Raw genomic sequence first — 26,268 nt, 5'->3', positions numbered from 1 at the left:
AACGCTACGTTCCGACGCTCCAATGAGCTTCCGCTACACGCTTCAACGTTCGGACGGTGCGGCCCGTGCCGGCATCTTCGCCACGCCCCACGGCGACGTGCATACGCCTGCGTTCATGGTCGTCGGCACCCAGGCAGCGGTGCGCGCGATGACCCCCGTGCAGGTACGCGAGACCGGCGCCGAAGTCGTGCTGGCCAACACCTACCACGTGTCACTGCGGCCGGGTGAGAGCCTCGTCCAGAAGATGGGCGGCCTCCATACCTTCATGGCATGGGATGGCCCGATCCTCACCGATAGCGGCGGCTTCCAGGTCTTCTCCCTTCCCAACAAGGAGATCAGCGACCGGGGCGTCCGGTTCAAGAACGAAGTGGACGGCTCGGTGGTGGACCTCACGCCCGAGCGTTCGATCGAGATCCAGAACAGCCTGGGTGCGGACGTGATCATGGCCTTCGACGAATGCACGCCCTACCCGGCCGACGAAGCGCTCGCGGCGACGGGCGTTCGACGCACCCTCTCGTGGATGGAGCGCTGCCAGAAATCCCATGCGCGTGCGAAGGACCAGGCGCTGTTCGGAATCGTGCAGGGCAGCACCTATCCACACCTTCGCGCCTCCTGCGCCGAGGCGTTGGTGGCGATGGATCTGCCGGGCTACGCGATCGGTGGTGTTTCCGTCGGCGAGGGGCACGAACTGCTCTGCCGCATCACCTCCCAGACGGCGCCGCTCCTGCCGGAGGCAAAACCTCGCTACCTGATGGGCGTCGGGCTTCCCGAAGACTTGATCGCCTGCATCGGCTATGGCATCGATCTCTTCGACTGCGTGATCCCCACTCGGTACGCGCGCTCGGCGAGCGTCTTCACCAGACGCGGACGCATCCGTCTCACCCAACGGCGCTACCGGAGGGACGGATACCCGATCGATCCTTCCTGTGACTGCACGGCGTGCACCGGCGGCTTCACCCGCGCCTACCTGCACCATCTCTTCCAGGCGAACGAAATCCTCTCGGCCATCCTCGCCTCGATCCACAACGTGCGCTTCTATCAGCGGCTCGTTCGGGAGGCGCGGGAGGCCGTCCTCGGCGGACACTTCGAGGATTGGCGGGAAGCTTTCCTTGGGGAGTACGGCTCGGCCCAGGATCGCGGAACGCGATCCGGCAAGAGGGATTCGGTCTAGGATCGGGTGGCCCTCTCCGGCATGGCAAATGGGCGCGAATCCGTCACCTTCCCCGGCCCATGGCACTCCGCTGCGGCATCGTTGGCCTTCCGAACGTCGGCAAGAGCACTCTCTTCAACGCCCTTACCGAGGCGGGGATTGCGGCCGAGAACTATCCGTTCTGCACCATCGAGCCCAACTCGGGCATCGTGCCGGTACCGGATGAGCGGCTGGCCGGCCTGGATGGCGTGGTGCATGCAAAGCAGGTGATCCCGGCCACCGTGGAATTCACGGATATCGCCGGCCTGGTGAGTGGCGCTTCGAAAGGCGAGGGGCTCGGCAATCAATTCCTCGCCAACATTCGCGAGACCGCAGCGGTAGTCCACGTGGTCCGCTGCTTCGAAGACGATGACGTCACCCACGTCGAAGGCTCCATCGATCCGATCCGGGACGTGGAGACGATCGAAACCGAGCTCGGCCTCGCGGATATCGAGACGGTCGAAAAACGATTCGACCGGGCCCATCGGGCTGCCAAGGCCGGCCGCAAGGAAGACAAAGACGAAGCGGCCTTCCTCGAGGGCTTGCTGGCGCATCTCTCGGAAGGCAACCCCGCTCGAGGCTTCGAAGTGCCGGTCGAGCAAGCGCGGATCTATCGCGAGAGTTTCCTGCTCACTGGGAAACCCGTCTTGTACGTGGCCAATGTCGACGAAGCTGGCCTCACGGATGGCAATGACGCAGTCCTCGCCCTGGAAGCCCATGCAGAGAAGGTCGGCGCCGGCTGCGTACGCATCTGCGCGAAGGTCGAGGCCGAATTGGCTGAACTCAGCGACGAGGAGCGGCGGGAATTCCTCGACGATCTCGGCCTCGAGGAACCCGGCCTCCACCGCTTGATCCGAGCCGCTTACGCGCTCCTCGAGCTGATCACCTACCTGACGGCGGGTGAGAAGGAAGTACGAGCCTGGACGGTGCGGCAGGGTGCCAGCGCGCCAGAAGCCGCCGGGGAGATCCACACGGATTTCGAACGTACGTTCATCCGGGCCGAAGTGATCCCCTACGCCGACTACATCGCGTGCGATGGCGAAACCGGGGCCAAGGCCCAGGGAAAGATGCGCGCAGAAGGAAAGGACTACATCGTGCAGGACGGTGACGTGATCTTGTTCCGGGTGGGCGCCTGATGGCGGGCGATCTGCTGACGCCGGACGAGGTTCTCTCCCGCTACACCGCCGGCCCGAAAGAAGGAGTGTTCACCGACGGGTCCTGCGAGGGAAATCCGGGACCCGGTGGATGGGGCTTCGTCTGGGTCGAGAACGATGAGATCGTGATCGAGCGTTCGGGCCTCGACCCGCAGACCACGAACAACCGCATGGAGTTGCAGGCGCTGATCGAAGCCTACAAAGTGCTTCCGGAAGACGCGGAAGTCACGGTGCATTCCGATAGCCAACTCTGCGTGAAGACCATCAACGAATGGGCCGTCGGCTGGGAGCGCCGCGGCTGGAAGAGAAAGACGGGGCCCATCGCCAATCTGGAGCTGGTCAAGGAACTCTACGCCCTGGCCAAGGCCCATTCCAAGGTGAAACTCCAGTGGATCAAGGCCCACGACGGCTCTCGCTGGAACGAGTATGCAGACGCTCTCGCTTCGAGCTTCGAGGAACGTTAGGCGCCGGAACGACCGGGGAACCGAATCGCGCCGAGAGCTCTGCTACCGCGTCGGCCTGCTCCCGACAGGGACTTCGGCCTCCTCGAAGTGATCCCAATGCAGGAGCTCATCGACGCTGCGGCGCGGCGGCCGGCCATATTTCCCGACCGGCCAGCCGATCGGGATCAGCGCGCAGCTCGGACAGTTCTCGGGCAAGCCGAGCCAGCGGTCGCATTCTTCCCCGAAGCCCGTGTGCAGGGTCGTCAGGCTCGCGCCGAGGCCCACTGCCCGACAGGCGAGTAGCACGTTCTGGATGCACGGCATCACGGCCTGGAACTGGGGTTTGCCGCGCCGCGTGTAGGCCGCAACGAACAAGTGGACTGGTGCCTCGTGGAGATGATCCGCGAGATGAATGGCGGCCCGTTGCAGGCGTCGCCCCGCTTCGGGAAACGCAGGATCGTTTTCTGCGCGTTCCAGAGCCGGGGCAAGATAGGCGTGGAAGCGGGGGCGATAGCGATCCGCCACCCATCGACGCCGCTCCGCGTCCGTCACCGCGACGAACCTCCACGGTTGGCGATTGCCTCCACTCGGCGCGAATGTCCCGGCTTCGCAGACCTTGCGGATCACTTCGCGTGGCACGGGATCCGACCGTAGACGACGGATCGCTCGGGTGGTGCGAATCCCTTCCAGGAGCGGCACGTCTTCGCCGAGACGATCGATTTCAGGGGAGAGGATCTCGGAAGCATCAGGGTCAGGCATGGCGGGACGCTAGACTCCTCGAATGAACGAGGCAAAGCGAATCCGAGTCGGTGAAATCGAGGTGGAGTATTCGGAGGCCGGCTCCGGGGGGCGGCCCTTCGTCCTCGTCCACGGTTTCACGGGCTCCCGTGACGATTTCGCAGACGTCCTGCCGAAGCTCGGCGAACACGGGCATACCGTCACGCCCGACAATCGGGGGCATGGCGGCACGACGAATCCGGGCGTTCCGAAGGGCTACAGCCTCGAGCAGATGCGCGACGACCTCGGGAACTTCCTGGATGCCCTCGGCCACGAACGGGTCGATCTGCTCGGCCATTCCCTCGGCGGAATGATCAGCCTGCGCTTCGTGCTCTCCCATCCCGAGCGTGTCACCTCTCTCGTGTTGATGGACACCATGCCAAGCCCCATGACCAGCATGCCCCGGCAATTCATCGAGGCCGGCGCAAAAGTGGCCCGCGAGCACGGCATGGCGGCGCTGTTCGCGGGCATGCGTGCACGCCCGCCGGCCATGAACCCCGAAGCCGTCAAGCGCACGATGGAGCGCATGGGCGAAGACCGCTACTGGGCGCGCATCGAAGCCAAGTTACTCGCCATGGATCCCGAGGCCTTCGCAGAACTCTCCGGCGTGTTGATGGATCAGGATCCAGTCGTCGACCGTCTCGAAGAGATCGCCTGCCCGACCCTCGTGCTCGTCGGCGAGCAAGATCTCCCCTTCGTCGCACCCGCGAAACTGATGGCCGAGCGCATCCCGAATGCCCGACTCGCCGTGATCGAAGGCGCAGCCCACAGCGCTCAGTTCGAGAACGAGGCCGCCTGGCTGGACGCCGTCGGAACGCATCTTCAGTCCGTCCGAAGCCGTTGAACGCGCGGATCGGAAAGGATCTCGTTCGAGCCCTGGTGCCCCTGACGTTCCTGGTGGCCGCCTGGATCTTGCTGGAGCATGGCAGTGGTGAGACCGGAACCCGGGAAGCGCTTCGCGGCACCGCGAGGATCGCCTTCGTACCGTTCATCCTCGCGTTCGTCGCGCGCCCCCTCGACGATCTTCGTCCCAGCCCCTTCAGTCGATGGCTCGTAGCGGAACGCAAGACACTCGGCGTCAGCTTCGGGCTCAGCCTCTCGATTCACCTCTGGTTGATCCTGTGGCTGTTCTATCTCAGCGCACCGGCCCTTCCAGACGTCGTTACCGTGGCGGATCTCACGGTCGGCGCACTGGGCCTGGCGTTCGTCTTCGCAATGGTCGTCACATCGCTGAACCGCGTGCGCGCCTCGATGAACCCCGTTCTATGGAAGCGCGTCCACGCGTTCGGTCAGTACCTCGTCTGGTTCATCTTCCTCGGCTGCCTGACCGACAGCTTCGGCCACAAATCGCCGCCCTATCCCGCGCTTCACTACCTGCCCTTCATAGGCGTCCTGGTGATCGCATTGGGAATCCGACTCGGGGCGATCCTGTTCGGACCCGGGCAACGCTTCGACAACAAGGCCACATGAGTCGAGGTCTCTGGCCCGAGCTCGACGCGGCTATCGGATAGAGGTCTTCGCCAGCTTCAAGATCCGTTCGAATTGCGCCTTCTCGACCGGCACCACCGAAAGCCGCGATTGCCTCACCAGCTCCATCTTCTTCAGCGTCGCATCCGCCTTGATCGTCGCCAGGGTCACGGGCTCCTTCAGCTGCTTCACGGGCGCGAGGTCGACCACGACCCAGCGCTCGTCGGAGGTGGTGGGATCCGGGTAGCTCTCTCGAATGACCTTCGCGACGCCGACGATCTCCTTGCCCTCGTTGGAGTGGTAGTAGAGGACGCGATCGTTCTCCTTCATCGCCTGCAGATTGTTGCGTGCGGTGTAGTTGCGAACCCCATCCCAATAGGTCGAGCCGTCCTTCACGAACTCGTCCCAGGCGTACTTGAAAGGTTCCGACTTCACGAGCCAATAGCTGCGCGCCCGCGCCATTGCAGTCTCCTCTATTCTCGGGCGCATGGACGATACCCCGCAGCCTCAGGAACTCGACCCCCGTACGGACCTCGACCTCGGAAGTGTGACCGTGCTCTTCGGTGCGAAGCAGGGCAAGTATCCGGAAGGCAACTCCGTCCTCGTCGAGGGACCGGAGGAAACGCTGCTGATCGACCCTTGCCTCGGCCTGGTCCCACGTCGACAGGCCCTGCCCCAAGTGGATCGCCTGCTGCTCAGCCACTGCCACGAGGATCATCAGGCGGGAGCCCACCTCTTCCCGGACATCCCCATCCACGTGCACGAGGCCGATCTGCCCGGCCTGCAAAGCCTTCGCGGCTTCATGGAGATCTTCGATTTCGACGCCTACCCGGAGATCGCACGCGTATGGGAAAAGTTGATCCTGGAGCAGTTCAACTTCCAGGCACGACCCGAGGCGCTTCCGTTCGCCGATGGCGACGTGTTCGAGCTTGGCGGCGATGTGCGCATCGAGGTCATCCACACGCCGGGGCACACCCGCGGACACTCTGCCTTCCACATCCTCCCCGCCGACGTGTTGTTCCTCGGGGACATCGATCTCTCGAGCTTCGGCCCGTACTACGGGGACGCCTGGTCGAACCTCGAAGATTTCGAGCGAAGCCTCGATCGTGTCCGCAAGATCGAGGCCCGGCACTACGCGACCTTCCACCACGTGGGTGTCGTCAGCCCCGCAACCTTTCAGGAACGCCTCGGGCGCTTCGCCGCGAAGATCGAGGAGCGGGAGAGCCGGCTGCTCGCCTACCTGGCGGAGCCCCACACCTTGAATGAGATCGCCGAGCATCGCTTCATCTACCGCCAGACTGATCCGGTCGATTTCGCGGAGCCCGTAGAGCTGCGAAGCATGAGCCAACACGTCGAGCGGCTGATGCGCCAGGGACGCATCGAGGAAATCCGACCCGGCGTGTTCCGGAGCAATAGGGTATAGATTCTGCCTCGCCCTGGCCCGGTCGGCCTGGGGACGGAATGGCAACGGAGGAAACGATGAAGGTCAAGGTCGATTGGGACCTCTGCGAGGCCAACGCCGTCTGCATGGACGTCGCCCCGGCGCTCTTCAAGGTGGACGACGAGGACAACTTCCATCATCTGGCGAAGGGTGCGGAAGAAGACACCTCGGGCGATCTTCCCGCGGATCAGGTCGACAAGGCGAAGGAGGCGGTACGCCTCTGTCCGCGGCAGGCCCTCTCCATCATCGAGTAGCCGCCTGGCGGTCGGCAAATCGACCGCCAATCCGTCGGCCGGTCAACGGCCTAGCCGTCTGCCTCGGGATCCATGGATTCGTCGAGCTGTAGCGCCACGGAATTCATGCAGTAGCGCTGCCCGGTTGGCTTCGGGCCGTCGGGGAAGACGTGCCCGAGGTGGCCGTCGCAGGTTCCGCAGACGACCTCGGTGCGCAGCATGCCGTGGCTGGAATCGCTGTGCTCCACGACGCGGCCCTCCGCAATCGGTTCCCAGAAGCTTGGCCAACCCGAACCGGAATCGAATTTCGTCGTCGAGCGGAACAGCGGCGTGTCGCAGCCGGCGCAGCGGTAGATGCCGGGTGTCTTCGTGTCGTGATAGGCACCTGTGAACGCGGGCTCGGTCCCCGCCTTGCGCAGTACGGCGTACTGCTCCGGCGTGAGCTCACTCTTCCACTCGTCGTCCGTCTTGCCCGCCATCCGGGTCTCCCTAGCCGTTCCCGCCGCAGGTCCTGAGCATCGACATCGCCATCGCCAGGACTGCCGTGAGGATCCAGACGACGTTTCGACCACGGCTCTGAAGCACCGACTCCTCGGACTCATCATCGTGCTCGTAGGGCAACACCATCTCGTCGCCTGCCGAATCGCTCTTCTGTTTTCGGCCTCCGAAGATCAGCCCACGGCCCAGGGGTCCGCCGCAGTGGACGCATTGCTTGGTCTCGGGAGCGAAGGATGTCTGGCAACGCTCGCAGCGCACTTCAGGGACGTCGGATTGAACCACGCGAATAGGATAGCGCCCTCCGCGGCGCGGTCCCGGGGGCTATCCGAACGCGAGTTCCGGTGGGGATTTGGAGCGCGAAGGAACCGACGTCGTGCCTAGCGTTTCACGATCACGGAAGATCCGTGGCCAAAGAGGCCGTAGTTGGCGGTGATCCCCAGGTGCGCATCTTCGACCTGGCGGCCCTGGGCCTGCCCGCGCAGCTGCCAGGTCAGCTCACAAACCTGGGCGATGGCCTGGGCCGGGATGGCTTCGCCAAAAGCACCGAGCCCACCACTGGTGTTGACCGGGATGCGCCCGCCAACGGAGGTATCACCGTCGCGGACCAGTTTTTCAGCCTCACCTTCTTTGCACAATCCGATGATCTCGTACCAATCGAGCTCCAGGGCAGAGGAGAGATCGTAGACTTCGGCCAGATCCATGTCTTCCGGACCGACTCCCGCCTGCTCGTAGGCATGTTTTGCGATCGACGGACGGAACGGCACATCGGGCATCTGCACCCCCGCACCCGAATCCGTCGAGAAGTTGGGCATCTCGATCAAGGTATTGGGGTACTTCGGCGTGACGTTCGATACCGCGGGAATCGTCACGAAATCCGTCGCATGCTTGCGCGCGTACTCCATGCTCGTCAAGACGATCGCCGCACCCCCGTCGCTGGTCGCGCAGATCTGCAGGAGCCGGAGCGGATCGGACACCATAGGCGAGGCCAGCACTTCTTCCATGCTGAACGTCTTCGGGTAGCGTGCGTTCGGATTCTGGGCGCCGTGGTGACTGTTCTTCACCTTGACCTTGGCGAAATCCTCCTCCGTGGCTCCAAAGAGCTCCATCCTTCGGCGCGCCCACAAGCCGAAATAGACCGGGTTCGTGGCGCCGACCAGGCGGAAGCGCAGCCAATCCGGATCCTTGCTGCGGTCTCCGCCACCCGTCGGAGCGAAGAAACCCTTGGGCGTCGTATCTGCGCCGACGACCAGGGCGACATCACATAGCCCCGCGAGGATTTGCGCCCGCGCCGTCGCGATGGCTTGGGAGCCACTGGCACAAGCGCCATAGGAACTCGCGACCTGGGCGCCCTGCCAGCCCATCGCCTGCGCAAAGGTGGCGCCGGCCACATAACCTGGATAGCCGTTGCGGATCGTATCGCCGCCGGCCACGAACTGGACATCCTTCCACTCGATGCCCGCATCGAGCAAGGCATCCTTGGCGGCCTTCACTCCGTACTCGACGAAGCTCCGGCCCCATTTTCCCCAGGGATGCATCCCGACACCGAGGATCGCGACTTCATTCGACATCAGATCTCCTCCGGCGCTAGGCCGCGGGCTGCCATTTCCAGACGACGTACTCGTTCTGGTCGTCCTCGTAGAGCGTGTCGAGGACGAGTTCCATCTCCATTCCGGCTTCCAGATCGCTGACCTGGGTACCTGCGGTCACCTGCCCGATGACGATCATCTTCTCGGCCTCGAGCTCGACTGCGGCGATCGAATAGGGCTCGAACGGATCACTGGCCATGAACGGCTCGGGCGGCGCGTAGCAATTGTTCGTGAAGGACCAGACGCGGCCACGGCGGGAGAGCTTCGTTTCTTCGAATTCCGTGCCACCACACTCCGGGTTGCGGCAGTAGCTCTCTTCCTTCGGGAAGAAGACGTTGCTACAGCGCGTACAACGGGTGCCCAGCAGATGCGGGGCTTCCGAATCCATGGTGAACCAGCCTTCGACGGCAGGGACGCGAGTCTTTGTCATCGCGGGGTTGTATCACAACAGCGGCGGGTCCGCTGACCCTCGCCAGCTGACGTAGACTCGACCGAGACGCCGCCCATGAACTCCTGGAAGGAGGTTGCCTCGATGGACCGCATCGTGTTCGCCGCGCTGTGCCTCACCGCCCTTGGCTGCGAGTTCACCGGATTGGACAAGGGTGGGATCTCCGAGGCGATCTCGGGATCGGCTGCGAGCCTGGAGCAAGAGGGGCCGCAGCCCTGGAACCATCTGGACTTCCAGAATCGCCCGGAGGATTTCACGTTTGCCATCGTCTCGGACCTGACCGGCGGCTACCGGCCGGGCGTCTTTCCGGCAGCCGTCGAACGGCTGAACCTGCTGCGGCCCGAGTTCGTCGTGAGCGTGGGAGACCTGATCGAGGGCTACACCGAAGATCGCGCCGTGCTGACGCGGGAATGGGAGGCCTTCGACGCCATGCTCGCACCGCTTCACGCGCCGTTCTTCTACGCCGCGGGCAACCACGACTACAGCAACCCGGTGATGGCCAACGTGTGGAAAGAGCGCCTGGGGCGGGACTACTACCACCTGCTCTACCGAGACGTGCTTTTTCTCGTCCTCAATACGGAGAAGAAGCAGTTCCCGTTGCCGCCGGAACTCGCCAGCAAGCTCGGGCGGGTACGAGCCCTCCAGGCGACCGATCCGGTCGCGGCCAAGAAACTGGCAGCGGAGCTGGGGCGCTCGGTCAACTGGGTGGGTGACATGCCCACCGAGCTGGGCGAAGAGCAGATCGAGTACTTCGAACAGGTCATCGCCGCGCACCCGGAGGCGCGCCACACGTTCCTGTTGATGCACAAGCCGATCTGGCAGGGCGCGGGGAACGACGGCCTGCGACGCATCGAAGCCGCCCTGGGGGGAAGGCCCTTCACCGCCTTCGCCGGGCACGTGCACAACTACCACCGATTCGAAGTGGACGGCCGCGTTCACATCCGGCTCGGAACGACCGGCGGCGAGTGGCTCGTGCCCGGTACGACGGGGAACTTCGATCATCTCGTCCTGGTGACGATGACCGAGGAAGGTCCGAGCATCGCGAACCTTCTGCTCGACGGAATTCTCGACGACCGCGGCCGAATCAACGACAACGATCGGCTCTGGAGGGCCAGAGCCGAGTAGCCCCGGAGTTCGCAGTCGTTCATGAAGTCCGGGTGAATTCAGCCGTGGTTGGTGTGCCCCATCACTCCCCAACTGGGTTGGATCTGCTCCACTCCCCGCATGATGAAGAGAGGTTCAGGGAACGCGGTCCATGATCGCGTCCAACAACATTTCGGTGAAGTAGGCCGTGAAGCGCGGCGGATGGAACGTCGCTTCCCAGGCTGGGTGAGCCGGGACGAGTTGGTGTCATGGGGCGGTATGGGGCTTTTCGAAGCCGCCAGACGTTTCCGGCCCGAGCGCGGCGTTCCGTTTGTCCAATATGCGCGGCATCGCGTCCGCGGAGCCATGCTCGACGGGATGCGTGAGACGAGCGGAGGGTCCCAGAGCCTATGGCGTGCTCGCCGGCAGGAGAGTGAAGCATCGACGGCGGCCTTGACCGCTCATGCCGAGCGCCTCGCCGGTGCCCGGACGAGCGGATGGCTGGCAGAGACCGGCTCCGACGAGTGGGGCGAGCCGATCGCCCTGACGAACGAGCCCGACCCGGAAGCCCGGGCCAGCGGGCGAGAGTTGGAAGGGGCCGTCGAAGAGGCCGTCAGGGCCCTACCCGACGCCGAAGCCACGTTGATCCGACGCCACGTCCTGGCCGACGCGCCCCTGGCGGAAGTCGCCGTGGAGCTTGGCGTCAGCCAGCCCCGCGCCCACCAGATCCGTGCGCGCGCCCTGCGCCGATTGGCACCGCGGCTGAGAGGGCTCAGCACACCGGAGGCAGGTGTCAACCTCGCAGCGGGCTAGAGGCGGAAGAAAGCGGAAGCGGGGACGTTCTTTCCGATGTTTCCGCTATTCAGGTCGGGCAAAGCCCGATCTGAATAACGGAAACATCGGAAAGAACGTCCCCGCTTCCGCTTTCTCGCTTCTACCGCAGACGCTTGAGGTAGAGCTTCCCCGCTTCGGTGCGGGGTAGTTTGTCCTCGAAGGCAATCGTCCGGGGAACCTTGTAGCCGGCCAGGTGCTCCCGGGCGTAGCTCCGCAGGGCTTCTGCAAGCTCGGGGCTCGGGTCGTGCCCGGGCACCAATTCCACGACTGCCTTGACCTGCTCTCCCCACTCTTCGTCAGGGATTCCGAACACACCCACGTCCGAAACGGCCGGGTGTTCCTGCATGACCTGTTCGATCTCGACGGGATAGATGTTCACACCGCCGGAGATGATCAGGTTCGAGCGGCGATCCGAGAGGTAGACCCAGCCTTCGGCATCGACCCGGCCGATGTCGCCGAGGGTATGGGTCATCGGGTCGAGGAACGCTTCTTCGGTCTTCTGGCGGTCCCCGTGATACTCGAAGAACCACTCGGCCGTCGCGTGGCGAGCGTAGAGATCGCCCTCCTCGTCCGGCCCCAGGCGCTGACCGTCCGGCCCGACGGCGAAGACCTCGTATTGAAGCAAGGCGTGACCCACGGTGCCCGGCCGGGCGGCCCAGTCCGCGGCAGCGACGAGGGTCGTCACACCACCTTCGGTCCCACCCCAATACTCGAGCAGGATCGGCCCCCACCAATCGAGCATGCGCTGCTTCGTCGCCACCGAAACCGGCGCCGCACCGTGCAGCACCGTGTGGAGCGCCGGAGCCTGATGGGCCGAGCGCTCTTCCTCGGGCAGCCGCAGGAGCCGGACGAACATGGTTGGCACCAGATGGGTGTGATGAATCTCCTCGTCCCGAAGCACGCGCAGCGCTTCCCGATCGTCCCAGCGTGGCAGGATGCGCACCGGCGCACCGCAAGCCTGGTCGTAGATCGCGAACATCAGCGGCGCCGCGTGGTAGATCGGGCCCGTGACCAGATGGGGCCCACTACCGTCGCAAGCGATCGAGCGGGCGTAGGTCTCCTGCCCGACCAGGGCCTGGCCCAGGCTCGAGGCCCGGCGCCGCATCACACCTTTGGGCCGGCCTGTGGTTCCGCTGGTGTAGATCATGTTGCCGCCGGCCGGCCCATCGAGCGGCATCGGCTCGTCGGAGGCGGACGCCAACAGCGCTTCGAGTTCCTCGCCAACGACGATCACCCGCGGCGCTCCGCTGGCCCGGGCCGCCTCTTCGTGTTCCGGATCCGTGAAGAGCACCTTCGCGCCGGAATCCTGGACGACGTAGCTGATTTCGCCTGGCGTCAGGTGCCAATTGACCGGCGTCATCCACACGCCCGCGTGAATCCCCGCGAGAATGCCCTCGATCCCCTCGACCCGGTTTCCGATCAACAGCGCCGCATGATCGTCGGGCGCCATTCCCAGCTCTCCGTGGAGCAGCCGCGCCCAGCGCGTGATGCGATCGAGGAGTTCCGCCCAGCCCCGCTGCCGCGTGCCGTCGGACAAGGCCCGGCCCTCGGGATTCGTTCGGGCGAGGTCGTGAATCACGAATCGGGGTTTAGCGCGAACAGGGTCGCATAGCTCGGAGACTTGTCATTTTTGTAATTAAATCAATGAGTTATAGGATGTTCTGCGCATTCGCTCTGATCTGGGATTTGATTTACAGAAACGATACGTATCGTTATTATATTCGTCTCGCTCCGGCACGAGTGGTGTGTCCGTGCCTGGCGGCACAGACTTCCGGTCCAGCCAATCCGTGATTGGTGCAGGGAATGCCGCGGGAGGCCCATGGACAAGCGCACCACCGAGACGGAGGCCGTCGCGGAGCTCCGCGATGGCATGACGATCGGCATCGGGGGCTGGGGCTCCCGGCGCAAGCCGATGTCGATCGTGCGTGAGATCTTGCGCTCATCGGTCCGCGATCTCACGATCGTCACCTACGGCGGGCCGGATGTGGGGCTGCTCTGCAAGTACGGCAAGGTGAAGCGCCTCGTCTACGGCTTCGTCTCGTTGGATTCGATTCCGCTCGAGCCCCACTTCCGCCGGGCACGCCAAGAAGGAGCCATCCCGGAAGTCCGCGAGCTCGATGAAGGCATGCTCCAATGGGGTCTCTACGCGGCCGCCCTCCGCCTGCCTTTCCTCCCGACCCGCGCGGGCCTCGGCACCGATGTCATGGAGATCAATCCGGAGCTCCAGCTCGTCACCTCGCCCTACCAGGATGCGGAACAGCTCGTTGCCATGCCGGCACTCGAGCTCGACATGGCCTTCATCCACATGAACCGGGCCGACATGCACGGCAACGGCCAGTACCTGGGGCCGGATTTCTACTTCGACGATCTCTACTGCATGGCGGCGAAGCGACGCTTCATGACCTGTGAGAAGATCATCGAAACGAAGAACCTGCTTACTGAAGGCACGCTTCACACCTTGCGCATCAATCGCACGATGGTCGATGGCGTGATCGAGGCGCCCGGCGGCGCTCATTTTACCGAGTGCACGCCCGACTACGGTCGAGACGAGAGATTCCAGAGCGAGTACGCGGCGACCGCCAAGGACCCGGAAGCCTGGGAGGCCTTCAAGGCCGAGTACCTCGATATCTCCGAACTCGAGTACCAGAAGAAGGTGGCTGCCAGGTGAGTGACTCAACCCGGGCCGAAGTCTGCGCCGTCGCGGTGGCGGAGGCCTTCCGTGGCGATGGCGAGATCCTGGTGAGCTGCTTCGGCACGACCCCGGCCGTGGGCGCGCGGCTCGCGCGGCTGACCTTCGAACCCGACCTGCTGATGACAGACGGCATCTGCTCGCTCCTGGCCAATGTCGACCCGGTGAGCGGAGAGAAGCCAGAAGCCGTCATCGAAGGCTGGACACCCTTCCGCGGCATCTTCGACTTGTTGTGGGGCGGCCGCCGCCACGTGATGATGATCGCCAGCCAGATCGATCGCTACGGCAACCAGAACTTCGCTTGCATCGGTGAACATGCGAAACCCAAGGCCCAGCTCCTCGGCATGCGTGGCGCGCCGGGCAACACGATCAGTCACCGCACCTCGTACTGGATCCCGAACCACTCGCCGAAGGTCTTCGTCGAGAAGGTCGATGTGGTCTCGGGTGTCGGCTACGACCGGGCGGCTGCGCTTGGGCCCCAGACTTCGCGCTTCCACCACATCCATCATGTGATCTCGAACCTCGGTGTATTCGATTTCGAGACGCCCGATCACCGCATGCGGCTCGCCTCGTTGCACTCGGGTGTCGGCGTGGACGAGGTCGTCGAGAAGACCGGATTCGAACTCGTCATCGACGAGAACGTGCCTACGACGCGCGCACCGACGGACGAAGAGCTGCAACTGATCCGCCAGGCGATCGATCCAGGGGGCACCCTCAACAAGGAGGTGCGGTCCTAGCCCGTACGACCCATGCCGTTGCACCCCCTCCACACCCGGCTCTGCGATCTGCTTGGCATGCGTTTGCCCATCGTCCAGACGGGTATGGGCTGGGTGGCCACGCCGGAACTCGTGGCCGGCGTTTGCAACGCGGGCGCCTTCGGCTTCCTCGCAGCGGCGGCGCTTCCGCTCGACGAGGTCGAGAAGCGCATCGTTGCCACCAAGGAGCTGACGTCGCAGCCCTTCGGCGTGAACTTCCTGATGGATGCACCGGGCGCGAAGGAAATCACGGAAATGATCCTCACCCACGGCGTACGCGCCGCGGGATACAACCGGGCGCCGAGCGCCGAGCTGATCGACACGTTGAAGGCCGGCGGCGTCGTATGTGTGCCGACCTGCGGAGCGCCGCGCCACGTACAGAAAGCGGAGAAGCTCGGGGCCGATGCGGTGATCGTCCAAGGCGGCGAGGGCGGAGGGCATACGGGGACGATCCCGACGAGCCTCCAGGTGTCCGCATGTGTGGATGCCGTGGAGATTCCCGTAATTGCCGCCGGTGGATTCAAGGACGGGCGCGGACTGGTCGCGGCCCTGGCCTATGGCGCCGAGGGAATCGCGATGGGCACGCGCTTCCTGATGACCGCGGAGAGCCCGGTCCCTGATCTCACACAGGAGCGTTACGCCGACGCGAGCCTCACGGACGTGATCGTCACGCGAGAAATCGACGGCATGCCCCAACGAGTCATTGTGAATGAACTGGTCGATGCACTCGAATCGGCGGGGCCGTTGAAGCGATTGCTCTTGGCCCTGCGAAATGGCCTCGAGTTCCGGCGCGTTTCCGGCGCGACGATTCCCGAGCTCCTGCGTTCGGCGCTCTCCATGCGCAAGAACGAAGGCCTGACCCGAGCTCAGATGCTGTTGGCCGCCAACGCGCCGATCCTGGCCAAACGGGCCATGAACGATGGTGACCCGATCGGAGGCTATCTACCGAGTGGCACGGTGGCCGGCGTGCTCGACGACCGGCCCACCTGCGCAGAGCTCATCGAGCGCATCGTCCGCGAGGCCGAGGAGACACTCGCGCGCCTCGCCAACCGGAACCAGGAGTAACGCCATGGCCTTCTCCGTATCCCTCGAAAGCGGTATCGCCGAGCTGGTGATCGACAATCCGCCGGTCAACGCTTTCGCCACTCGGCACTGGGGCGAGCTTGCCGAGCGGATCACCGAACTCGGCCGCGGCGGGGAAGCCCGCGTCGTCGTGATCCGCGCCGAGGGACGAGGCTTTCAGTGCGGCGTGGACGTCAAGGAACTCGCGGAAGACGGCACGCTGATCGTGCAAGCCAATCGCGGCTGCTACGACTTATTCGGAGCCATCTACGACTGCAAAGTCCCCGTGATCAGCGCCGTGCACGGCTACTGCCTTGGCGGTGGCATCGGCATCGCCGGGGCGAGCGATCTTGTGATCTGTTCCGAGGATTCCAGCTTCGGCTTGCCGGAAATCGATCGGGGCGCGCTCGGTGCGGCGACCCACGCCATGCGCATGTTCGGGATGCAGGAGGCGCGGCGCATGCTGTTGACTGGCGAGCCGATCAGCGCAGCCGAAGCCTACCGGTTGGGCGGCGTCCTCCAGGTGGTTCCGGCGGACAAGCTGCGCGATACGGCGATGGAGTTGGCGGGCAAGATCGCCAGCAAGAGCCCGAAGGCGGTCGAACTCGCCAAGTGGTCGCTGAATGGAATCGAGCTGTTGGACCCGAAGGAGAGCTACCGCTACGAGCAGGGCTTTACCTTCGAGCTCTACACCAGCCCCGATTCCCAGGAATCGCGCGATGCCTTCGTCGAGAAGCGTGACTCGAAATTCGATGAGTGATTCCAGAGTAGAAGACTGAGCCGGAAGATGGATCTCGACTACACCCAGGACCAACGTGCGTTCCGTGCGGATGCGCGGAAGTGGCTGGAAGCGAACGTCCCTTCAGAACCCTTGAAATCCTTCGATACCGCGGAGGGTGCCAAGCAACATCGGGAGTGGGAGGCGCAGCTCAATGCCGGCGGCTGGGCGATGGTGCCGTGGCCCGTCGAGTACGGCGGCCGCGGCGCCAACCTGCTCGAGTGGCTGATCTTCGAAGAAGAGTACTACCGGGTCGGCGCACCGAAACGCATCAATCAGAACGGGATCTTCCTGCTCGGCCCGACGATCATGGAATACGGCACGCCCGAACAGAAGGCGCGTTTCCTGCCGCCGATGGCGGCAAGCGAAGAAGTCTGGGCTCAGGGTTGGAGTGAACCGAACGCGGGCTCGGACATGGCCAACATCCAGGCCGCCGCCTCCCGGGATGGCGATCATTTCGTGCTGAACGGCCAGAAGACCTGGGCCTCGCGCGGCGCATTCGCCGATTGGCTCTTCGGAATGTTCCGCACGGATCCGGAATCGGAGCGTCACCGAGGCCTCACGTTCATTCTCGTACCTCTCGACCTGCCGGGCATCACCGTCCGACCGATCGAACAACTGGACGGCCTGCCAGGCTTCGCCGAGGTCTTCTTCGACGATGTGCGCGTACCCGCGGAGCACCAGCTCGGGGAAGAAGGCAAGGGCTGGAACGTCGCCATGGCAACGGCGGGCTTCGAACGCGGCCTGATGCTGCGCAGCCCTGCGCGCTTCCAGGCAACGGCGAAGCGCCTGGTGGAGCTGGCGCGTTTGCACGGCGATGCGGTCGAAAGGTCCGTGCGTGATGAAGTCACACGCTGCTGGATCGCGGCGGAGGCGTACACCCTGGAAACCCATCGCACGGTCTCACGCTTGCTGGCGGCGGGAAAGATCGGTGCCGAAGCCAGCCTCAACAAGATCTTCTGGAGCGAACTCGATCTGCGCATGCACGAGCTGGCCCTCGAAATCCTGGGCGACCGGGGCGAGCTGCTGCCGGAAGCGCCGGCGGCCGGTGACGTTGGCGGCTGGCTCGACGGCTACCTGTTTGCGCTCTCGGGCCCCATCTACGCGGGCACGAACGAGATCCAGCGCAACATCATCGCCGAACGCATTCTCGGGCTGCCGAGGTAGTCATGGATTTTCGCTTCGACGAAGACCAGGAGCTGTTGCAGAGCACCGTGCGTGAGTTCTTGCAGGGCGAAGTCACACCCGAATCCGTGCGTGCGCTGTGGGAGACGGAAACGGGGCGCTCGCCCGAGCTGTGGAAGCAGTTGGCGGAGATCGGCCTGCCGGGCCTGCTCGTCCCGGAACAGCATGGCGGCATGGGTCTCTGCGAGGAAGAGATGGTGCTTCTGATCGAAGAGGCCGGGCGCGCGGCGCTTGCGGAGCCCGTGATCAGCACGGCTGCCGTTGCCGTGCCGTTGCTCGGGGAGATCGGCGGGAATCTGGCGAACGAATGGCTCCCGAAGATCGCCGCAGGGGAAGCCATCGCGGCCGTCGGCCATCCGATCAGCCCGTTCGTCGAGGACGCGCACGTCGCCAACCTCCTCCTGCTGCCCGACAACGATGGGGCGCTCCATGCCGTTCCCCGGGACGCAGCCGAGGTGAAGGTTCAACCCGCCAACGACCCGTCCCGACGCATCGCCAGTGTCGAATTCAAAGCCAACGAGAGCACCCGCATCGCAAGCGGAGGCGCGGCTGCCGGATTGTTCGCGGCTTCGCTCGACCGCGGAGCCCTGGCCTGCGCCGCCGGAACACTGGGCGTCTGCGATCGTCTCATCAGCCTCGCCGCTGCGTACGCCAGCGAACGCAAGCAGTTCGGCAAGCCGATCGGATCGTTCCAGGCCGTCAAGCACATGCTCGCGGACATCAAGGTGAAACTCGAGTACGCGCGGCCCCTGGTACAACGTGCGGCGCACTCGGTGGCCCATGGAAGCGCCGCCCGCGGCGTGCACGTCTCGATGGCGAAACTCGCCGCCTGCGAAGCCGCGACGCTCGGCGCCAAGGCTGCGCTGCAGACCCACGGCGCGATCGGCTACACCTGGGAGCAGGATCTCCACATCTGGATGCGCCGCGCCTGGTCCCTGGACCACGCGTGGGGCCGCAGCGCTTTTCATCTGGGGCGCGTTCGGGAGGCGCTCTTCGCGGGCACGCTTCCGATCGGGCCCGGAACCACGTTCTCAGGAGACGCATGACATGGCAGAGGCATATATCATCGACGCGATCCGCACTCCGGTCGGCCGCAGGGGCGGCGGCCTGGCCCAGGTGCACTCCGCAGACCTGGGCGCCCACGTGATCAAGGGGCTCGTCGCCAACAGCGGCGTCGATCCGAATGCCGTAGACGATGTGATCTTCGGCTGCTGCGACACGATCGGTCCCCAAGCCGGCGACATCGCGCGCACTTGCTGGCTCGCAGCGGGCCTTCCCGAGCACGTGCCGGGCGTGACCATCGATCGCCAATGCGGTTCTTCTCAGCAATCGGTCCACTTCGCCGCCCAGGGCGTGATGAGCGGAACCAGCGACCTGATCGTTGCCGGTGGCGTGCAAAACATGAGCGCCATTCCGATCAGCTCCGCAATGACGTTGGCCCAGCCCCTCGGCTTCGAAACTCCATTTGCGGGTTCCGAAGGCTGGGAGGCACGTTATGGCACCCAGGAGGTCTCGCAATTTCGCGGCTCGGAAATGATCGCCGAGAAGTGGGAGATCTCCCGGGAGGAGATGGAGCGCTTCGCGTATGAGAGCCATCAACGCGCGATCGCGGCCGTCGATGCAGGACGGTTCAAGAAGGAGATCGTGCCGCTGGCGGGAGTCGAAGACGACGAGGGGCCGCGACGGGACACCACCCTCGAGAGGATGGCCGGACTGAAGCCGTTGATCGAAGACGGGCGCATCACCGCAGCCATGGCCAGCCAGATCTCCGACGGCGCCTCGGCCATGCTGATCGCCAGCGAGCAGGCGGTGAAGGATCACGGCCTCAAGCCGCGTGCGCGCGTGCATCACATCAGTGTTCGCGCCGACGACCCCATCTACATGCTGACGGCACCGATCGAGGCCACGAAGCACGCGCTCGCCAAGGCCGGCATGTCGAAGGACGAGATCGACCTGGTCGAGATCAACGAGGCCTTCGCTCCGGTCGTCCTGGCCTGGCAGAAGGAGACGAACTGGGACCTCGAAAAGGTGAACGTCAACGGCGGCGCGATCGCCCTGGGGCACCCGATCGGAGCCACCGGAACACGCCTGATGACGACCCTGCTCCACGAATTGGAACGCACGGGTGGGCGCTACGGCCTCCAGACCATGTGTGAAGGCGGTGGTCAGGCCAACGTCACCATCATCGAACGTCTGTAGGGGAGTTCAAGACATGGGAACCTGCGACGGACGTGTCGTCATCATCACGGGAGCTGCCCGCGGCATTGGCCGCGAGCACGCCCTTGCCTTCGCTCGCGAAGGCGCCAAGGTCGTCGTCAACGACATCGGTGTGGAGCTCGACGGTAGCGGCGGTGGTGCGGGCCCTGCCGATGATGTGGTGCAACAGATCCGCGATGAAGGCGGCGAAGCGATCATCAACGGCGCCGATGTCGCGGATTTCGCGCAGACCGGGCTGGCGGTCGAGCAGGCTCTCGAAGCCTTCGGTCGCCTCGACGTGGTGGTGAACAACGCCGGCTTCGTCCGCGATCGCATGTTCGTCTCCTGCAGCGAAGAAGAATGGGACGCCGTGGTGCGCGTTCATCTGAAGGGGCATTTCTGTCTCGCCCGAAATGCCGCCGAGCATTGGCGAGGCGAGTCGAAGGCCGGGAATGCCGTCGATGCGCGCATCATCAACACCAGCTCTGGCGCGGGCCTCCAGGGCAGCATCGGTCAGAGTTCCTATTCCGCAGCCAAGGCGGGGATCGCCGCGCTCACCTTGATCCAGGCCGCTGAACTCGGCCGCTACGGCATCACCTCCAATGCCATCGCCCCCTCTGCACGCACCCGTATGACCGAAGGCGTCTTCGCGGAAATGATGGCGAAGCCCGAAGACGGCTTCGACGCAATGGACCCCGCCAATATCTCGCCCCTCGTCGTCTGGCTTGGCAGCGCTGAATCGAAGGATGTGAGCGGCCAGATCTTCGAGCTCTCCGGCGGCGAGATCAGCATCGCGGACGGCTGGCGGGCCGGCCCGGCCATCGACAAGGGCGCTCGCTGGGCCCCGGACGAAATCGGAGCGGCCGTCCACGAATTGATGAACAAGGCCACACCAGCCCAGAAGGTCTACGGGACGTAGATGGATTTCCGGTTCACGGAAGAGCAAGACGAGCTCCGCGAAATGGCACGTGGATTCCTCGTGGAGGTCTCCAGCTCGGACCAGGTGCGTGCCGCCATGGCCAGCGAGCTCGGACACGACCCGGAGGTGTGGAAACGTGTCGGCGCCGAACTCGGCTGGCCCGCCGTCACCACCCCGGATACGTATGGTGGCCTCGGCCTGGGGGATGTCGAGCTGGTCGCGTTGATGGAGGTCATGGGCGAGACCCTCTTCGCTTCGCCTTTCTTCGCAAGCGTTGCATTGGGTGCCAATGCCATCCTCACGGCTGGAACCGAAGATCACCGACAAGCACTGCTGCCGGAACTTGCCGAAGGTGTGTGCACGGCCACGCTCGCTGTCGCCGAACAGGGCGGAGGCTGGGCGGCCGAGGACATCCGCGCCAGCTTTCGACGCGAAGGCGACGAACTGGTGCTGACTGGGACCAAGCGTCATGTGGTGGACGGCCACTTCGCCGATCGCATCGTCGTGGCTCTTCGCGAAGAGGGCTCGAGCGGCAGGGAAGGCCTGGCCCTCGTCGTGCTGCCTGGCGATGTGACCGGGCTCCAGCGCGAAGCGCTCCCGACACTCGACCAGACGCGCCGCCTTGCGGAGATTCGGCTCGATGGTGTGCGTGTGCCAGCGTTCACCCGGCTCGGCGATGGCGGTGCCGACGCTCTCGATCGGATCCTCCAACGCGCCGCGATCGCCCTCGCCGCCGAGCAGGTCGGCGGCGCACAACGCTGCCTCGAGATGGCGGTGGCGTACGCCAAGGAGCGCGTGCAGTACGGGCGTCCGATCGGATCGTTCCAGGCCATCAAGCACAAATGTGCGGACATGATGGTCAAGATCGAATCGGCCCGCTCCGCCGTCTACTACGCAGCTTGCGTTGCCGCAGATCAGGGCGACGAGCTCGCGCTCGCGGCATCGATGGCCAAGGCTGCGGCCTCCGATACCTACTCGTTCTGCGCGGGTACAGCGCTCCAGATTTTCGGTGGTGTCGGCTTCACATGGGAGTACGACATCCACCTCTACTTCAAACGCGCGCGATCGAGCGCCAGCTTGCTAGGCGACGCGCCTTACCACCGCGAACTCGTCGCCCGGGCCATCGGGCTCTAGAGGAGAACCTTCGTGTCCATCGACATCGATCTCCAGGGCAAAGTCGCAATCGTGACGGGCGGTGGTCGAGGCGTGGGACGCGGCATCACCCAACGCTTCCTCGAAGCCGGCGCCGATGTCGTCGTCTGCGGACGCAACGAACCCGACGTGCTGCCGAGTGCGGGCGACCACGCCGCGGTATTCCTCCCTGCCGATGTGCACGACGTGGACGCGATCGCTGGCGTCGTCGAAGGAACCGTCGAACGCTTCGGCCAGCTCGACATCCTGGTGAACAACGCCGGCGGTGCCCCATTCGCGGATGCAGCCGATGCCTCGCCTCGCTTCCACGAGAAGATCATGGCGCTGAACCTGATGGCGCCCCTTCATTTCGCCCAGAAAGCCAATGCCGTGATGCAGGGCCAGGAGCAGGGCGGCTCGATCGTGATGATCTCCAGCGTATCCGCCCTGCGACCGTCCCCCGGAACCGCCGCCTACGGCGCTGCGAAGGCCGGGCTGATCTCCCTCGCGCAGAGCCTCGCCGTCGAGTGGGCGCCGCGGGTGAGAGTGAATGCGATCGCGGTCGGGATGGTGCGCACGGAACAATCGCACCTCCACTACGGGGATGCGGCCGGCCTGGCGCGCGTCGAAGCCACCGTGCCTCTGGGCCGCCTCGCCAAGCCGGAAGAAATCGGCGATGCCTGCGTCTTCCTCTCGTCACCGCTGGCCAGCTATGTCACGGGTGCCAACTTGCTGCTCCACGGCGGGGGCGAGGCGCCGGCGTTCCTGAGCGCCGCCCGGAGCTGACGCCAGCACGGAATGCGAGCAGGCCGGCAGAGCGCCTCGTCGCCCGGTTCGGGTATCCTCAGGTCCCCTGCACGGAGGACTCCCCATGGGCATCCTGTCTTGGATCCTGCTCGGCCTCGTAGTTGGCGTTCTCGCCAAATGGATCATGCCCGGTCCCGATCCGGGTGGCCTCGTCGTGACGATCCTGATCGGAATCGCCGGCGCATTCCTCGGAGGGTTTCTCGGAACCCGGCTTGGCCTCGGCGACGTGACCGGCTTCAACCTGGGCAGCCTCGCGCTCGCAACCGGCGGCGCCCTGGTGCTGCTCTTTGCACATCGCAAACTGCGGGGGTGACCCGGGCCCATCGCTCCTGGAACTGCGCTGCACGCTCGAGCAGGCTTTTGCCGAAGACCCAGCCGTCCGGTATTCGCCGCATCGGCCTGGGTGGTTCACCCGGTGTAGGCCGGGAATCGGATACCCGATAGACCGGCGACGTGGACGTGTCTTCCCTCTTCGATCTCGGCGCGCTTCGCGGGCAGCTCCTCGGCGACCCGCGCCCCGCCCCCCGTGGCTCCGATCAGCCTGCCGGGCAGACCGATGAATCACGTGGCGAGAGCCGCGGTGTCCGCATGTCTCTGAGCGCCGAAGGCCTGGCCCGGAGCCGAGCCGACGACGAGAAATCGACGCGCTCGGAATCGACGCGCTCGGAACCCACGGGCTCGGAGCTCACGGAAGACGAGCGACGCGAGGTCGATGAACTCGCACGCCGCGACCGCGAAGTGCGCGCCCACGAAGCGGCCCACAAAGCAGCAGCAGGCAGCCTGGCCAGGGGTGGCGCGAGCTTCACGTACGAGAACGGACCCGACGGCCGACGCTATGCGGTCGGTGGAGAAGTCTCGATCGATGCTTCGCCCGTCGGGGGCGATCCGGCTGCAACCGCACACAAGATGGAGCGGGTCCGGGCAGCAGCTCTCGCACCGGCGGATCCCTCCGGCCACGATCGCCAGATCGCTGCCACGGCAGCCAGACAGGCCCAGCAGGCGCGAGTCGCCGCGACCCGTGAAGCCATGGGCCTAGAGAGCGATGCCACGGGCACGACGGCCGGCCCGGCAGAAACCGAAGAGGCTCCCGTCTCGGGTTCCTGCCCCGTATGCGGCGAGGGTGCCCATGGGCCGGAGCAGCACAGCGGCGAGATCGATTTCCGCGCCTGAACGAGCGCGGTGCGAGTAGCGGAAGAAATCCTAGGCGCGCAGGAACCAGCGGCGGACGACGATGTCGTTGGCAATCCGCGGGTGGCCCAGGAGCCGCGCGGCCAGGAAGCGGACGAGGGGAGCGGGAAGGCGATCCGTCGGACCCGGGCGATGTTCCCGCGGTCCGAAACGACCGAGCAGATCTCGCTCGTAGCCGGCCAGCGTTTCCGGCGCACCGAGCTTCTCCGCCGATCGCATGTTGCGAAGTGTGCCGGCCAGCAGGAGGCCCGATTCCACGGCGGGTCGGATGCCCTCGCCGCTTCGCGGGTAGGCCAATCCAGCCGCATCACCGATCAAAGCGAGCCCGTCGTCGAAGAGGCGGCGTGGCGCCTGGTCGTACAACAGATAGGCATGCCCACGGAAGGCCGTGGGCAGTTCAGGCGGTAGGCGTTCCTGTTGGCGCAACTCGTCGAGGAAGCCGGCCAGGTGCGTCGAGAGATGCTCGCGATCCTGTCGCCCCAGGCCCAGGTTCAGCCAATCTCCCTTCCTGAAGATCCACCCGTAGCCCTTCAGATCACGCTGGAAGGAAATCAGCGGCGTATCGGCTGCGACAGGACAGGCAAGCGCCTGTGCCTCGGTCATCCGGAACTCGATTTCCTGGGCGGCGATGAGAGGCTCTTCGGATTTGGGTCCGAGCATCAATCGACGTGCCACGGGACAGAAATGGCCGCCCGCCCCCACGACCAGGGGGGCGTGAATCGAGCCGTTCACCAACCAACCAGAGCCCTGGCACTCCAGCGAACGAAGTGGTTCGCCGTCTCGAACATCGGAATCTGTTCTTCTCAGGAGGTACGTATCGAACTCACAGCGTCGGATTCCGTAACTAACGACCTGATCCGAACGGGTGGCTGATTCCCGCCCACTGGACACGCCTACACGAAAACCGTGAATGGGCTGCAGGACGTTTCCCCTGGCATAGGCTTCGGTCTCGATACCGAGTGCGTCGAAGACCCGTGGGGTCACCCAGCCGGCACAGAGCTTGTCCCGAGGAAAGCGGGCACGGTCGAGGATCACGACGCGAAGTCCACTCCCACGGAGACCGAAGGCCATGGAGGACCCAGCCGGCCCTCCGCCGACGATGACGACGTCAGCGCTCTCCAAGCGCGCCACCTTCCTGGAGAAGCTCTTCGATTGCCTCGTCTGCGAAGCAGGGCGCATCCCCGCTGTACTGATGCTCGCGGGTAAAGGGAATGTGATCGTTCCCGGCACGCGAAAAGAGCACCTGGAAGAGCTGAACCGTGGCCGTCTCGAACGAGGCCGTCGTGCCGGCCAGATAGAAGCGCCAGGTCCGGGCCAGCTCGCGACCCACGAGGGCTTCGATTCGATCCGTCTCCCGCTCGAACCGGCGCAGCCAATGGCTTGCGGTGAGTCGGTAGTGGATGCGCAGATTTTCCGCGTCGAGCAACGCGAAGTTCTTCGGCTCGAGAATGCGCATCATCTCACCAAGAGTTGGGGGATGTGCGTTGGGGAAGACGCGCTTGCGCATCCAGCGGTTCAAGAGCTGCGGGCGGCTGCGTCCGATCGTGTGGAGCAGACCGAGGCCATGCGGACGCAGGCAGCGATCGATCACTGAACCGAGTTCCTCATAGTGATCCGTACCTACATGCTCGAGCATGCCAACCGAGGCGAACACGTCGTATTGCCCGTGCAGGTTTCGGTAGTCATCGTGGATGAACTCCACGCGATCGGTGAGGCCTTCCTTCTCGGCACGCTCCCGGGCGTAGGCCACCTGCTCCTCGGCCACGTTGCAGGCCCGTACACGCGCGCCGTAGTGGCGAGCCATATGCAGGGCCAGGCCTCCCCAACCGCAACCTGCCTCGACCACTTCATCACCGGGGCGCAACCCGAGCTTGCGGCAGACGTGATCCATCTTGGCGAATTGCGCTTCCTCCAGGCTCGCATCCGGGCGCGGGAAGTAGCCACAGGTGTACGTCATCCCGGCGTCGAGCCAGCAGGCGTAGAACTCGTTTCCCACGTCGTAGTGGTGGCTCGCATTCTGGGTTGCCTTGCTGCGCCCCGTATTCAGGGCCAGTTCTCGCAACGAATCAGGAATCCAATGGCTCACTCCAACCCGGGGCTCGCGACGCAGGAGCGCCGCCAGGAACTCATCCAGGGCACCTTCCACTTCGATCCGCTCCTGCACGAAGAGATCTCCGAGCTCGAGTTCCGGATCGATCGCCAGGCGAATCAAGGCAAGGGGACTTCGGATCACGAGCGTGCCTGCAGAAGTATCCGGCGAGGTGCCGACTTCGTCGCCGGTCCAGAGCCGAATGCGCAATTCCGGCGAACCGGCGGCCCGGTAGAGTGCATTCGCGATGCGATGAGCGAGGCCCGGCGGGAGGATGGAGCGGCCCATGGTTTTGAATCAACCAGGGAAATGGCTC

Annotated in this window: 30 protein-coding genes; 21 read left to right on the top strand and 9 right to left on the bottom strand. The window is 64.9% G+C overall.

What is annotated here, in order from left to right; genetic code table 11:
* Window positions 1-22 precede the first annotated feature (22 nt).
* Genes tgt through GY937_15575 form a run of 3 tightly spaced genes read left to right on the top strand, consistent with a single transcriptional unit; the run spans window position 23 to window position 2,807 of the window.
* A complete protein-coding gene (gene tgt / locus GY937_15585) occupies window positions 23-1,171 on the top strand; it encodes a tRNA guanosine(34) transglycosylase Tgt (protein ID MCP5058127.1) in 1,149 nt (382 codons plus the stop codon).
* A gap of 59 nt (window positions 1,172-1,230) precedes the next feature.
* Complete coding sequence (ychF, locus tag GY937_15580) at window positions 1,231-2,325, top strand: redox-regulated ATPase YchF (protein MCP5058126.1); 1,095 nt, start codon at window positions 1,231-1,233, stop codon at window positions 2,323-2,325.
* Window positions 2,325-2,807, top strand: coding sequence for a ribonuclease HI (locus GY937_15575; protein MCP5058125.1), 483 nt, complete (start codon window positions 2,325-2,327; stop codon window positions 2,805-2,807). The genes ychF and GY937_15575 overlap by 1 nt, the downstream gene beginning before the upstream one ends.
* Before the next feature lie 42 nt (window positions 2,808-2,849).
* Here GY937_15575 and GY937_15570 read toward each other — a convergent pair whose 3' ends face one another.
* Entirely contained in the window at window positions 2,850-3,545 is a 696-nt protein-coding gene (locus GY937_15570) for a nitroreductase family protein (protein ID MCP5058124.1), read from the bottom strand.
* A 22-nt stretch (window positions 3,546-3,567) separates the two neighbouring features.
* Here GY937_15570 and GY937_15565 point away from each other — a divergent pair, with 22 nt between their 5' ends.
* A complete protein-coding gene (locus GY937_15565) occupies window positions 3,568-4,407 on the top strand; it encodes an alpha/beta fold hydrolase (protein MCP5058123.1) in 840 nt (279 codons plus the stop codon).
* On the top strand, window positions 4,404-5,033 hold the full coding sequence (locus GY937_15560; GenBank protein ID MCP5058122.1) for a hypothetical protein: 630 nt from the start codon (window positions 4,404-4,406) through the stop codon (window positions 5,031-5,033). Before GY937_15565 ends, GY937_15560 begins: the two co-directional genes overlap by 4 nt.
* A gap of 30 nt (window positions 5,034-5,063) precedes the next feature.
* On the opposite strand, the gene GY937_15555 is transcribed toward GY937_15560, so the two are convergent.
* Window positions 5,064-5,492 carry an EVE domain-containing protein gene (locus GY937_15555; GenBank protein MCP5058121.1) on the bottom strand — a complete coding sequence of 143 codons (429 nt, stop codon included), beginning with the start codon at window positions 5,490-5,492 and terminating at the stop codon, window positions 5,064-5,066.
* A 25-nt stretch (window positions 5,493-5,517) separates the two neighbouring features.
* Between GY937_15555 and GY937_15550 the strand changes: the two genes are divergently transcribed.
* Together GY937_15550 and GY937_15545 are read left to right on the top strand one after the other, a co-directional pair.
* Window positions 5,518-6,453 (top strand): MBL fold metallo-hydrolase, encoded by a 936-nt coding sequence (locus tag GY937_15550; GenBank protein MCP5058120.1) that lies wholly within the window; start codon window positions 5,518-5,520, stop codon window positions 6,451-6,453.
* A gap of 56 nt (window positions 6,454-6,509) precedes the next feature.
* Entirely contained in the window at window positions 6,510-6,725 is a 216-nt protein-coding gene (locus GY937_15545) for a ferredoxin (GenBank protein MCP5058119.1), read from the top strand.
* Between the two features lie 50 nt (window positions 6,726-6,775).
* On the opposite strand, the gene msrB is transcribed toward GY937_15545, so the two are convergent.
* The 4 genes from msrB to GY937_15525 all read right to left on the bottom strand — a co-directional run bounded on the left by msrB (window position 6,776) and on the right by GY937_15525 (window position 9,218).
* Entirely contained in the window at window positions 6,776-7,183 is a 408-nt protein-coding gene (gene msrB, locus GY937_15540) for a peptide-methionine (R)-S-oxide reductase MsrB (GenBank protein MCP5058118.1), read from the bottom strand.
* Window positions 7,184-7,193: 10 nt separating this feature from the next.
* Window positions 7,194-7,484: a hypothetical protein gene (locus tag GY937_15535; protein MCP5058117.1), complete on the bottom strand. Its 291-nt coding sequence runs from the start codon at window positions 7,482-7,484 to the stop codon at window positions 7,194-7,196.
* 95 nt (window positions 7,485-7,579) lie between these two features.
* On the bottom strand, window positions 7,580-8,770 hold the full coding sequence (locus tag GY937_15530) for a lipid-transfer protein (GenBank protein MCP5058116.1): 1,191 nt from the start codon (window positions 8,768-8,770) through the stop codon (window positions 7,580-7,582).
* A 16-nt stretch (window positions 8,771-8,786) separates the two neighbouring features.
* A complete protein-coding gene (locus GY937_15525; protein MCP5058115.1) occupies window positions 8,787-9,218 on the bottom strand; it encodes a benzoylsuccinyl-CoA thiolase in 432 nt (143 codons plus the stop codon).
* A gap of 102 nt (window positions 9,219-9,320) precedes the next feature.
* Between GY937_15525 and GY937_15520 the strand changes: the two genes are divergently transcribed.
* Window positions 9,321-10,361, top strand: a complete 1,041-nt coding sequence (locus tag GY937_15520) for a hypothetical protein (GenBank protein ID MCP5058114.1) — start codon at window positions 9,321-9,323, stop codon at window positions 10,359-10,361.
* 99 nt (window positions 10,362-10,460) lie between these two features.
* Window positions 10,461-11,132, top strand: a complete 672-nt coding sequence (locus GY937_15515; protein MCP5058113.1) for a sigma-70 family RNA polymerase sigma factor — start codon at window positions 10,461-10,463, stop codon at window positions 11,130-11,132.
* 121 nt (window positions 11,133-11,253) lie between these two features.
* Here GY937_15515 and GY937_15510 read toward each other — a convergent pair whose 3' ends face one another.
* Window positions 11,254-12,732 (bottom strand): AMP-binding protein, encoded by a 1,479-nt coding sequence (locus tag GY937_15510; GenBank protein MCP5058112.1) that lies wholly within the window; start codon window positions 12,730-12,732, stop codon window positions 11,254-11,256.
* 240 nt (window positions 12,733-12,972) lie between these two features.
* Between GY937_15510 and GY937_15505 the strand changes: the two genes are divergently transcribed.
* From GY937_15505 to GY937_15450, 12 genes are all read left to right on the top strand, one after another.
* The gene (locus GY937_15505; protein ID MCP5058111.1) at window positions 12,973-13,821 is read left to right on the top strand and encodes a CoA transferase subunit A; all 849 of its coding nucleotides are present in this window, start codon (window positions 12,973-12,975) and stop codon (window positions 13,819-13,821) included.
* Entirely contained in the window at window positions 13,818-14,579 is a 762-nt protein-coding gene (locus tag GY937_15500) for a CoA-transferase (GenBank protein ID MCP5058110.1), read from the top strand. Before GY937_15505 ends, GY937_15500 begins: the two co-directional genes overlap by 4 nt.
* A 12-nt stretch (window positions 14,580-14,591) precedes the next feature.
* Entirely contained in the window at window positions 14,592-15,662 is a 1,071-nt protein-coding gene (locus GY937_15495; protein MCP5058109.1) for a nitronate monooxygenase, read from the top strand.
* Window positions 15,663-15,666: 4 nt separating this feature from the next.
* Window positions 15,667-16,419 (top strand): enoyl-CoA hydratase family protein, encoded by a 753-nt coding sequence (locus tag GY937_15490; GenBank protein ID MCP5058108.1) that lies wholly within the window; start codon window positions 15,667-15,669, stop codon window positions 16,417-16,419.
* Window positions 16,420-16,446: 27 nt separating this feature from the next.
* Entirely contained in the window at window positions 16,447-17,604 is a 1,158-nt protein-coding gene (locus GY937_15485; GenBank protein ID MCP5058107.1) for an acyl-CoA dehydrogenase, read from the top strand.
* Between the two features lie 2 nt (window positions 17,605-17,606).
* A complete protein-coding gene (locus tag GY937_15480; GenBank protein MCP5058106.1) occupies window positions 17,607-18,668 on the top strand; it encodes an acyl-CoA/acyl-ACP dehydrogenase in 1,062 nt (353 codons plus the stop codon).
* A gap of 1 nt (window position 18,669) precedes the next feature.
* Complete coding sequence (locus GY937_15475; GenBank protein ID MCP5058105.1) at window positions 18,670-19,821, top strand: acetyl-CoA C-acetyltransferase; 1,152 nt, start codon at window positions 18,670-18,672, stop codon at window positions 19,819-19,821.
* A 13-nt stretch (window positions 19,822-19,834) separates the two neighbouring features.
* Window positions 19,835-20,737, top strand: a complete 903-nt coding sequence (locus GY937_15470) for an SDR family oxidoreductase (GenBank protein MCP5058104.1) — start codon at window positions 19,835-19,837, stop codon at window positions 20,735-20,737.
* On the top strand, window positions 20,738-21,871 hold the full coding sequence (locus GY937_15465) for an acyl-CoA dehydrogenase (GenBank protein ID MCP5058103.1): 1,134 nt from the start codon (window positions 20,738-20,740) through the stop codon (window positions 21,869-21,871).
* A gap of 12 nt (window positions 21,872-21,883) precedes the next feature.
* A complete protein-coding gene (locus tag GY937_15460) occupies window positions 21,884-22,654 on the top strand; it encodes an SDR family oxidoreductase (GenBank protein ID MCP5058102.1) in 771 nt (256 codons plus the stop codon).
* Window positions 22,655-22,739: 85 nt separating this feature from the next.
* Window positions 22,740-22,988: a GlsB/YeaQ/YmgE family stress response membrane protein gene (locus GY937_15455; protein MCP5058101.1), complete on the top strand. Its 249-nt coding sequence runs from the start codon at window positions 22,740-22,742 to the stop codon at window positions 22,986-22,988.
* Window positions 22,989-23,263: 275 nt separating this feature from the next.
* Window positions 23,264-23,845: a hypothetical protein gene (locus GY937_15450; protein ID MCP5058100.1), complete on the top strand. Its 582-nt coding sequence runs from the start codon at window positions 23,264-23,266 to the stop codon at window positions 23,843-23,845.
* A 30-nt stretch (window positions 23,846-23,875) separates the two neighbouring features.
* Here the strand turns inward: GY937_15450 and GY937_15445 are convergent, their stop codons facing one another.
* Together GY937_15445 and GY937_15440 are read right to left on the bottom strand one after the other, a co-directional pair.
* Window positions 23,876-25,042 (bottom strand): NAD(P)/FAD-dependent oxidoreductase, encoded by a 1,167-nt coding sequence (locus tag GY937_15445; GenBank protein MCP5058099.1) that lies wholly within the window; start codon window positions 25,040-25,042, stop codon window positions 23,876-23,878.
* Entirely contained in the window at window positions 24,972-26,240 is a 1,269-nt protein-coding gene (locus GY937_15440; protein MCP5058098.1) for a class I SAM-dependent methyltransferase, read from the bottom strand. The genes GY937_15445 and GY937_15440 overlap by 71 nt, the downstream gene beginning before the upstream one ends.
* Between the last annotated feature and the right edge of the window lie 28 nt (window positions 26,241-26,268).

This window comes from bacterium, from assembly GCA_024228115.1.
In the GTDB taxonomy this organism is placed as follows: domain Bacteria; phylum Myxococcota_A; class UBA9160; order UBA9160; family UBA6930.
Note: the sequence above shows the minus strand (reverse complement) of the source record. Positions and strands in the feature narration are given on the sequence as shown.

Coding starts and splice junctions, on each gene's coding strand:
- GY937_15525 (MCP5058115.1), bottom strand. CDS start 9,218: ATGACAAAGACTCGCGTCCCTGCCGTCGAAGGCTGGTTCACCATGGAT.
- GY937_15495 (MCP5058109.1), top strand. CDS start 14,592: ATGCCGTTGCACCCCCTCCACACCCGGCTCTGCGATCTGCTTGGCATG.
- GY937_15550 (MCP5058120.1), top strand. CDS start 5,518: ATGGACGATACCCCGCAGCCTCAGGAACTCGACCCCCGTACGGACCTC.
- GY937_15520 (MCP5058114.1), top strand. CDS start 9,321: ATGGACCGCATCGTGTTCGCCGCGCTGTGCCTCACCGCCCTTGGCTGC.
- GY937_15475 (MCP5058105.1), top strand. CDS start 18,670: ATGGCAGAGGCATATATCATCGACGCGATCCGCACTCCGGTCGGCCGC.
- msrB (MCP5058118.1), bottom strand. CDS start 7,183: ATGGCGGGCAAGACGGACGACGAGTGGAAGAGTGAGCTCACGCCGGAG.
- GY937_15470 (MCP5058104.1), top strand. CDS start 19,835: ATGGGAACCTGCGACGGACGTGTCGTCATCATCACGGGAGCTGCCCGC.
- GY937_15565 (MCP5058123.1), top strand. CDS start 3,568: ATGAACGAGGCAAAGCGAATCCGAGTCGGTGAAATCGAGGTGGAGTAT.
- GY937_15490 (MCP5058108.1), top strand. CDS start 15,667: ATGGCCTTCTCCGTATCCCTCGAAAGCGGTATCGCCGAGCTGGTGATC.
- tgt (MCP5058127.1), top strand. CDS start 23: ATGAGCTTCCGCTACACGCTTCAACGTTCGGACGGTGCGGCCCGTGCC.
- ychF (MCP5058126.1), top strand. CDS start 1,231: ATGGCACTCCGCTGCGGCATCGTTGGCCTTCCGAACGTCGGCAAGAGC.
- GY937_15455 (MCP5058101.1), top strand. CDS start 22,740: ATGGGCATCCTGTCTTGGATCCTGCTCGGCCTCGTAGTTGGCGTTCTC.
- GY937_15575 (MCP5058125.1), top strand. CDS start 2,325: ATGGCGGGCGATCTGCTGACGCCGGACGAGGTTCTCTCCCGCTACACC.
- GY937_15445 (MCP5058099.1), bottom strand. CDS start 25,042: ATGCGCCCTGCTTCGCAGACGAGGCAATCGAAGAGCTTCTCCAGGAAG.
- GY937_15450 (MCP5058100.1), top strand. CDS start 23,264: ATGTCTCTGAGCGCCGAAGGCCTGGCCCGGAGCCGAGCCGACGACGAG.
- GY937_15545 (MCP5058119.1), top strand. CDS start 6,510: ATGAAGGTCAAGGTCGATTGGGACCTCTGCGAGGCCAACGCCGTCTGC.
- GY937_15485 (MCP5058107.1), top strand. CDS start 16,447: ATGGATCTCGACTACACCCAGGACCAACGTGCGTTCCGTGCGGATGCG.
- GY937_15465 (MCP5058103.1), top strand. CDS start 20,738: ATGGATTTCCGGTTCACGGAAGAGCAAGACGAGCTCCGCGAAATGGCA.
- GY937_15515 (MCP5058113.1), top strand. CDS start 10,461: ATGATGAAGAGAGGTTCAGGGAACGCGGTCCATGATCGCGTCCAACAA.
- GY937_15480 (MCP5058106.1), top strand. CDS start 17,607: ATGGATTTTCGCTTCGACGAAGACCAGGAGCTGTTGCAGAGCACCGTG.
- GY937_15530 (MCP5058116.1), bottom strand. CDS start 8,770: ATGTCGAATGAAGTCGCGATCCTCGGTGTCGGGATGCATCCCTGGGGA.
- GY937_15570 (MCP5058124.1), bottom strand. CDS start 3,545: ATGCCTGACCCTGATGCTTCCGAGATCCTCTCCCCTGAAATCGATCGT.
- GY937_15440 (MCP5058098.1), bottom strand. CDS start 26,240: ATGGGCCGCTCCATCCTCCCGCCGGGCCTCGCTCATCGCATCGCGAAT.
- GY937_15555 (MCP5058121.1), bottom strand. CDS start 5,492: ATGGCGCGGGCGCGCAGCTATTGGCTCGTGAAGTCGGAACCTTTCAAG.
- GY937_15505 (MCP5058111.1), top strand. CDS start 12,973: ATGGACAAGCGCACCACCGAGACGGAGGCCGTCGCGGAGCTCCGCGAT.